Raw genomic sequence first — 7,632 nt, 5'->3', positions numbered from 1 at the left:
GTCACGGCGCGGTAGCCGACCCGCATGCGGGCCATGCAATGCCCGCCGATCCGCACGCCGGTCATGCCATGCCAAAGACGGAGGATCACTCCAGTCACGGCGCGGTAGCCGACCCGCATGCGGGCCATGCAATGCCCGCCGATCCGCATGTCGGCCACAGCATGCAGGGCAGCAGCGCCAGCACGACGCCGCGTGAGCCGATCCCGACGCCGACCAGGCAGGACTTCGACGACGCCTTCCCGGTGTTGAAGCCGCATGCAATGGAGCACGCACCGTCGTTCAACAGCCTGGTGGTGTTCGACCACCTGGAAGCCTGGGACAACGCGCATGGCAGCGGCCAGGCCTGGGGCATCGATTCCTGGTTCGGCAATGACATCAACCGCCTGTGGATCCGCAGCGAGGGCGAACGCAGTGACAACGCACTCGGCGACTGGTCCGTGGATGCGTTGTACGGGCATTCGATCTCGCCGTGGTGGGACCTGGTGGCCGGTGTGCGGCAGGACAACAACCGGGAATCGCCGGACCTGACCCGCGCCGCCTTCGGTCTGCAGGGCTTGTCGCCGTACAAGTTCGAAGTCTCGGCGATGGCCTATATCGGTGGGCCGCGCAAGGCCGAGCTGGCCTTCGAGGTTGAGTACGACGTGCTGTTGACCAACCGCCTGATCCTGCAGCCGGTGGTGGAAGCCAGCATCGTGGCCGATGACGATCCGCGCCGCGGCGTGGGCAAGGGCTTGAGCAGCGTGGAGGCAGGCCTGCGCCTGCGCTACGAGATCACCCGCAAATTCGCACCGTATGTGGGCTTCGTGCACGAACGCGCGTTCGGCAATACCGCTGATATGCACCGTGATGCCGGCGAAGGCGTGAGTGAATCGCGCTGGGTTGCCGGTGTGCGTTTCTGGTTCTGATGCGTTGGGATGGCGTCGTATGCCGGCGCCATCCTCACTCTCCCTACAAGGAATAAATTCGATGAAGTTCTTTACCCAGGCCGCGCTGATCGGCGCGATCACCCTTGCTTCAATTTCCATCGCGCAGGCCCAACATGCCGGCCACGAGCATCACACACCGGCGGCCAAGCCTGCCGCGAAGGCACCGCAGGCCGATGCAGCGGCAACATTCACGCGCTTCGACGCCAACAAGGACGGTTTCATCAGCCGTGAGGAACTGCCCAGTGGTCACCCGCTGCTGCCGCACTTTGGCATGAGCGATGGCAACCGCGATGGCAAGCTGGATGCCAAGGAATTCGCGCGCGGCCTATCGATGCTGTAACCCCTTTGCCGCACCGGCCAGTGGTTGGTGCGGCGAACTGTCCAAGGAATCAAGATCATGAATATCCGTTCAAAGCCGATGTTGTCGCTGCTGATGCTGGCCGCCGGCACCTTGTTGATCAGCGCCTGCAATGCCAGTCCGTCGACTGCAGCTACGGCTGCCGCTGCGGCTACTGCTGCGACACCTGCAAAAGCGATTGAAGCTGCACCGGCCAGCAAGGCCTTGCCACTGGTGGTTGTACACAAGGACCCGAACTGCGGCTGCTGCGGCGGCTGGGCCGAGCATATGCAGGCGGCAGGTTTCCCGGTACAGATCAACGACACCAGCGACATGATGGCGGTCAAGCAGCGGCTGGGAATCGGTGACGGCATGATGTCCTGCCACACCTCCGAGATCGACGGCTATGTGGTGGAAGGCCATGTACCAGTGGAAGACATCAGGAAGCTGCTGGCCGAACGCCCGCAGGCACGCGGCCTGGTATTGCCGGGCATGCCGGTCGGTACGCCCGGGATGGAGTCGCCGGATGGCTACCGCCAGGCGTTCACGGTTGCTTTGTTGGGCAACGATGGTTCGTTGAGCGAGTTTTCAAAGCACGAGTAAGTTCGAACGTCCCGCAACAATGATCGAAGTGGAGCCCCTCTCCCGCTTGCGGGAGAGGGGTTGGGGTGAGGGAAGCTTCTAGCTAAGCCAAGTCAAAAGCTCCCCTCATCCGCCCTTCGGGCACCTTCTCCCGCAAGCGGGAGAAGGGAATGCTTGAAGCAAAGATCCAAGCGAGAGCCGAAGCAACAGCCGAAGCCGAAACAACAGCCAGAGCCGAAGCCGAAGCCGAAGCAACAGCCAGAGCGAAAGCAGAAGCAGAAGCAGAAGCGGAAGCAGAAGCAGAAGCAGAAGCAGAAGCAGAAGCAGAAGCCAAAGCCAAAGCCAAAGCCAAAGCAACAGCCAAAATCAGCGCAACAGCCAAAGCAAGAGCAACAGCCAAAGCCAACAACCACGGCAGCCGCCTAAGCAACTGCCGCGGCTCAGCTACAACAAGCGCCGCTCAGATCTTGAAGTCATCAAACGCAACCCGCTCATCGGCAACACCCAACTTGCGCAGCAGCTGCCGGGTCGCCGCCAACATCGCAGGCGGGCCACACAGGTAGAACTCGCAACCGGCCAGGTCCGGATGCTGCTTCAACAGATCCTCATGCATCGCCTCATGCACACGACGCGCATCACTGCCCTGCCCTGACCACACCGGATGCCAACTGAAGTTGGCATGCTCATGCGCCAGCTCCTGCATCTGCTCGACATAAGGGCAGTCGCGTTCGCCACGGGCGCCGTACCAGTAGTGGATGCGCTCGCCCCCGCCCTCATCCAAACGCTGCTGGATCAGCGCACGCAGTGGCGCCATGCCGGCACCTGCGCCAATGAAGATCTTCTCGCGCTCACTGCCGCTAAGTGCAAAGTCGCCGAACGGACCGCTGTAGCGGACACGGTCACCCTCGCGCAGCGTATAGGCATAGCTGGAACCCTTGCCTGGCGGATGCTTGCGGTTCTCCTGCCAGCCCGGGCTGAAGCGCACCAGCAATACCAGGCCGCCGTCCGCGTTCGACACCGGCGTTGCCAGCGAATAGGAACGGCGCACCGCCGCCTTGTTCTGCAAGGTCGCAGGCAAGGACAGCGCCTTCCAGTCCTCGTCATGCTCGGCCGGATGCCACACCGCACTGCGCGGCAACTCGTACTCGGGCACATGTAGCTGCAGGTAGCAGCCCGGCTGGAACTGCGTGTCCGCTGCCTGCTCAGGGCGCAGATGAATCTCCCTCAGGAACGGCGTCACCGCAACAACTTTCTCAACGCGGGCCCAATGCTCGGTCCACAAGCTGGCGCCGCCTGCCACTTCGATCTCGATATCGTCATCCACCTGCAGATTGCAGGCCAGGCGGCATCCCACCTTGCGTTTTGCTTCAGGTACGTGCGCGCGGTCGGCCGCCGTTGCCTTGCCGGCACCGGTACGCACACGCACCTCGCACAGGCCGCAGCTCTGGCCGCCGCCACAGTTGGAGGGAAGCTGGATGCCTTCACGCGCCAGCGCCACGTAGACACTGTCGCCATTGGCCACTTCCACGGTGCGCAGATGTGTCCCGCCCGGGGCGTACACCATCAGCTGCCGGCGCGAGCGCCAACGGCGCGGAATGAACTCCTGCAGATGGAAACTTGCAATCAACAACCACACGCCGGTCAATGCCAGCCATAGGCCACCAACGCCCATACCGACCACCAGCGGGTTGTTGAAGTTGACCCGGCTGCTGTAATCCATGATGTGCAACATCCAGAAGATATCGAACAGCCGCCAGGTAGCGTTGCGATGTTCCATTACCTGGCCGCTGTGCGCGGATACGTAGATGCTGGTTTCCTGCGCATCACTGAAGTCCACGCGCCATACCGGGTCCGGGTTGGCCCGCGTCTCCAAGGTCTTCTGCAGGTATTGCGGCGCTGCTGCGACACCGTCACCGGCATATGCGGCCTGTGCCACTTTTGCCGCTACCGCCGCATCGATAGCGATGCGCTTGCCGTCGCGGGCATCGATCACTTCCGTGCCTTCCGGTGATTGCAGGCGGTACACCGGCTGCTGCAGCAGCCAACCGCTGTCCAGCGTTGCTGCCTCGCCCTTTGCCGCAGCCAGCGCCACGCTCGGGGACACCGCAGTAGAGGGCCAGACCGGGTTGACCTGCGCTTCGGCGCGCTGGGCGCTGCCTTCAATCTTTTCCGGGTCGAGCAGGCTCATCATCAAGCCACTGCCCAGCCACACCACGAACTGCAGGCCGACAATCAGGCCCACCCACCTGTGCAGGGTACGCATCCAGGGCGTCATGCGTTCCTCCGCTTGCCGAAGCTGTAGAACAGCAGCCAGATGCCGCAGAGGGCGAAGCCCAGGCCGATGACCGAGGCCACCCGCAACAAGGTGTTGTTGACGTCGGTGCGGTTGTCGTAATCCATGATGTGCAGCATCCACACGAAGTCAAATACACGCCAAAGGTCGTGCCGGCGTGCCAGCAGCTCACCGCTGTCCGGTGACAGGTAGAGCGTGGTGTCGCCGCGACCGCTGAAGTGCACGGCCCACATCGGCACCGGGCGGGTCTTCACTTCTGACGGCGCGCGGGTGATCCATTCCACCCGCTCCACTTCACCGGTGCCCTGATAAAGCGACTGTGCCAGTGCGATGGCCTGCTCGCGGTCCATCGCTGGCAGCCGCTCGCCACTGGCGGCATCCACCAGATATTTCTGCTTGCCCTGGCGGATCTCATAGACCTCCTGTTCCAGCACATGCTTGAGCCGGAACGAGTCCATCTGCGGGTAGCGCGTGGCCAGCACATCGGCACCGACCCGCGCGGTCTGCGCAGGCAGCGGCGTGCCATGCACGTGGGCAAGGTGGTCACCATGGATCACGTCCAACGGCACCACGGTCATGTAGATGCCGCTGAGCATCCACAGCAGCGCCTGCACACCGATCACCATGCCGATCCATTTGTGGGCACGGCGTGCCCAGAATGCGGGTTTCATCAACATCGTCCTCGTTCAATGACGCGCCCCGCCGCGGCTGCGACGGGGCGCATCCAGTCACCAGCGGTAGCCGATGCGTGCGTACCAGCGGCGACCCAGCAGGTCGTAGGTCATCGTATCGGTGTTGGCATCGGTGTAGCTCTGGATGAACGGCGGCTTCTTGTCGAAGACATTGTCCAGGCCCAGCGATAGATCCAGCGCCTTGCTCACCGCGTACTTGAGCTGCAGGTTGTGATAGAACACCGATGGTGCGTGATCGCCGATATCACCGCGCGCCGCGTTGATGTCATCGGCACGCCCGATGTACTGCGTGCTCCAGGTACCCGACCACTTGTCGCGCGATGCATTCATCGATACCAGCCCGCGCCACTTGGCATAGCTGCCACGGCCGCCGGTGATCTTGCCGGCGTACTCGATCAGGTCTGCGCCGTCATACGGCCGCACGTCGTAACGCTGCAGGTAGGACACATCTGCACTGACGCTGGCATCAAAGCCTGCCGCCTTGAATTCGTACAAGGCACCGAAGTCATAGCCGGTGACGTGTTCGTTGGCAGCATTGACCGGCTGCGAGGACAGGAAATCCACCTCGCCGGTGCGCGGGTTGCGGGTGAAGTTGCTGGCGTCGCAGAACGGATGCGCCAGCCCTGGCGTGTTGTAGCAGATGGCCAGCTTGGTGGAGCCGTCAATGCGCTGGATCGCGTGCTTGATGCGGATGTTGTAGTAGTCCAGCGTCAAGGTCACGCCGGGCAGGAACTCCGGTGTCCACACCACGCCTGCGGTGAACGAGGTGGCGTCTTCCGGCTTCAGATCGGCATTGCCGCCGGAGGTGGTGAGGATGGTATTGCCCGGCTGCACATAGCCGGCCGGCACGCCGTAGGCCTGGCAGTTGTCACGCACCGTGGAACCTGCCGGCAACGCCGACCAGTTGCTGCACGGGTCGGTGGTGGTCAGGTTGCCTTCGGCGACGCCGCCAAACAGCTCCGGAATGTTCGGGATGCGGAACGCGGTGGCATAGGTGCTGCGCACTTTCAGCGCCGGATTGACCTGCCAGTCCAGGCCGGCCTTGTAGTTGTAGTCGCGGCCGAACAGATCGTAGTCCGAGGCGCGGCCAGCCAGGTTCAGGTACAGCGAATCGGCGATGACATGGTCCTGCAGCAGCGGAATCGCCAGCTCGGCGAAGACTTCCTTGGCGGTGTATTCACCGGCAATCGGGTCCTGCTGGTTGGTGTTGCCGATGCCGAGCACGGTCAACGGATCGGGATTGCGCCAACCGCGTTCCTTGCGTACTTCCACGCCGGTGGCGAAGCCTACCCAACCGGCTGGCAGTTCGAATATCTGCCCGCTCAGGTTGGCGGTGAAGCTCTTCTGCTCGTTGCCGCCGGTATCGCGCGAGGTGTAGAGGATGTAATCGAGTACTTCGCGGCTCAGATCGCCATAACCCAGGTAGTCGCCGCAGGGAATCGCCGCGCCCGGCACCGGGCTGCAGATACGCCGGTCCAGGGTCTGCTCTACCCGATCGAGATTGGCCACATTGTCCGAGCCATCGACGCCGGTGTTACGCCCCCAGTTCAAGGCCGCCGACCAGTCCCAGCCTGTGCCGAAATGCCCCTTCAAGCCCACCAGGCCACGGAAGGTATTCACCTCCTGAGAGAAATGGCGCGGGCCGGCTTCTTCCAGACGCCGCCGCTGCAGCAGCAGATCCTGTCCGGTGGGATTGGTCGGGTGATCGGCGACGATGTTGATCGGCCGATACACGCCCAATCCACCCGGTGCGGCCAGCTGATCGGACTGGCGGTTGGTATACATAAGCTCGGTGAACACGCTGGTGTTCTCGCTGAGCTGGCTGTCGCCGAACACGCTCATGCTGATGCGCTTGATGGGATTGACCGCATTGAGCGTGGGGTTGCCGTTGTAATTGTGCTTGGCGGCCGAGTACGGCTCGTAGAAATCGCCATTGCCGCCCAGCACTTGGTTGAAATTTACCCGGCTGCCATCGGCCAGCAACGCGCGGCCACCGACCGTGGTGGAGCTGCCCGAGCACACCAGCTTGCCGTCCACTTCGGCCAAGCCGCAGGGTGCGCGCGAGCCCATGTTGACCGTGCCGCCTTCGGCATAGTTGATGCCGGCCATCAGCGAACCGCGCTCGCTGGTGACGCCCCAGGCCAGGTCGATGGCGGTTTCGTCGCCATCGCCACGCGTGGTCTGGCCGTAACGCACCGCTGCCTCGGCGCCGTCAAAACCCTGTTTGGTGATGATGTTGACCACACCGGCGACCGCATCGGCGCCGTAGATGGCCGAAGCGCCATCCTTGAGCACTTCCACGCGCTCGATCAGCGACACCGGAATCATGTTCAGATCGACCGAGCTGTTGGCGCCGGTGCCGCCGTTGACGATGCGGCGGCCATTGAGCAGCACCAAGGTGCGGTTGATGCCCAGCCCGCGCAGGTTGACCTGGGTGGTGCCGTAGCCGTTCTCGGCCCAGTAGGCATTGCTCTGGCTGCCGGCAAAACCGGCCGAGGCCGGCAAGCGCTGCAACAAGGTGTCAACCGAAGTGGCACCGGAGCGTTCAATGGCCTGTGCATCGATCACGCTGACCGGGCCAACCCCGGACAATTGCGCGCGCTTGATATGGCTGCCGGTGACTTGCACGGCGTCCAGCGTGCGGGCGGCTTCATTGGGGGGCTGCGCGTCCTGCGCATTGGCGGTGTGGACGGCGGTGGCACACAACAGCGTGCCGATGGCCGCAGCCAAGGCTTGGGGCTTCAGATACATGTTCTCTCTCGCTGGGATTTTCTCGGGGCGTAGCCGCAGTCGCGGGCGCGA

7 protein-coding genes are annotated in these 7,632 nt (G+C 63.2%); 3 read left to right on the top strand and 4 right to left on the bottom strand.

All coding sequences use genetic code 11. The features are described 5' to 3' along the window. The 3 genes from RT460_RS14445 to RT460_RS14435 form a co-directional block, all read left to right on the top strand. A partial coding sequence (locus tag RT460_RS14445; RefSeq protein ID WP_313319619.1) for a copper resistance protein B occupies positions 1–905 on the top strand: 905 nt, incomplete at its 5' end. Positions 906–966: 61 nt separating this feature from the next. Next, positions 967–1,266, top strand: coding sequence for an EF-hand domain-containing protein (locus RT460_RS14440; RefSeq protein WP_313319618.1), 300 nt, complete (start codon positions 967–969; stop codon positions 1,264–1,266). 57 nt (positions 1,267–1,323) lie between these two features. Further along, positions 1,324–1,866 (top strand): DUF411 domain-containing protein, encoded by a 543-nt coding sequence (locus RT460_RS14435; RefSeq protein ID WP_313319617.1) that lies wholly within the window; start codon positions 1,324–1,326, stop codon positions 1,864–1,866. Between the two features lie 82 nt (positions 1,867–1,948). Here RT460_RS14435 and RT460_RS14430 read toward each other — a convergent pair whose 3' ends face one another. The 4 genes from RT460_RS14430 to RT460_RS14415 are packed head-to-tail and all read right to left on the bottom strand — an operon-like array spanning position 1,949 to position 7,581. After that, entirely contained in the window at positions 1,949–2,251 is a 303-nt protein-coding gene (locus RT460_RS14430; RefSeq protein ID WP_313319616.1) for a hypothetical protein, read from the bottom strand. 54 nt (positions 2,252–2,305) lie between these two features. Continuing rightward, positions 2,306–4,120, bottom strand: a complete 1,815-nt coding sequence (locus tag RT460_RS14425; RefSeq protein ID WP_313319615.1) for a 2Fe-2S iron-sulfur cluster-binding protein — start codon at positions 4,118–4,120, stop codon at positions 2,306–2,308. Beyond that, a complete protein-coding gene (locus tag RT460_RS14420) occupies positions 4,117–4,809 on the bottom strand; it encodes a PepSY domain-containing protein (RefSeq protein WP_313319614.1) in 693 nt (230 codons plus the stop codon). Before RT460_RS14420 ends, RT460_RS14425 begins: the two co-directional genes overlap by 4 nt. Positions 4,810–4,866: 57 nt before the next feature. Then, complete coding sequence (locus RT460_RS14415; RefSeq protein ID WP_313319613.1) at positions 4,867–7,581, bottom strand: TonB-dependent receptor; 2,715 nt, start codon at positions 7,579–7,581, stop codon at positions 4,867–4,869. Positions 7,582–7,632 lie beyond the last annotated feature (51 nt).

This window comes from Stenotrophomonas sp. (assembly GCF_032061965.1).
Taxonomy (GTDB): domain Bacteria; phylum Pseudomonadota; class Gammaproteobacteria; order Xanthomonadales; family Xanthomonadaceae; genus Stenotrophomonas.
The sequence above is the reverse complement of the archived record's forward strand: the minus strand, read 5'-3'. Positions and strand labels throughout refer to the sequence as shown.

What these genes read in the sequence shown, in the direction of transcription:
- RT460_RS14440 (WP_313319618.1), top strand. Translation starts at nt 967, where the DNA reads ATGAAGTTCTTTACCCAGGCCGCGCTGATCGGCGCGATCACCCTTGCT.
- RT460_RS14425 (WP_313319615.1), bottom strand. Translation starts at nt 4,120, where the DNA reads ATGACGCCCTGGATGCGTACCCTGCACAGGTGGGTGGGCCTGATTGTC.
- RT460_RS14435 (WP_313319617.1), top strand. Translation starts at nt 1,324, where the DNA reads ATGAATATCCGTTCAAAGCCGATGTTGTCGCTGCTGATGCTGGCCGCC.
- RT460_RS14415 (WP_313319613.1), bottom strand. Translation starts at nt 7,581, where the DNA reads ATGTATCTGAAGCCCCAAGCCTTGGCTGCGGCCATCGGCACGCTGTTG.
- RT460_RS14420 (WP_313319614.1), bottom strand. Translation starts at nt 4,809, where the DNA reads ATGAAACCCGCATTCTGGGCACGCCGTGCCCACAAATGGATCGGCATG.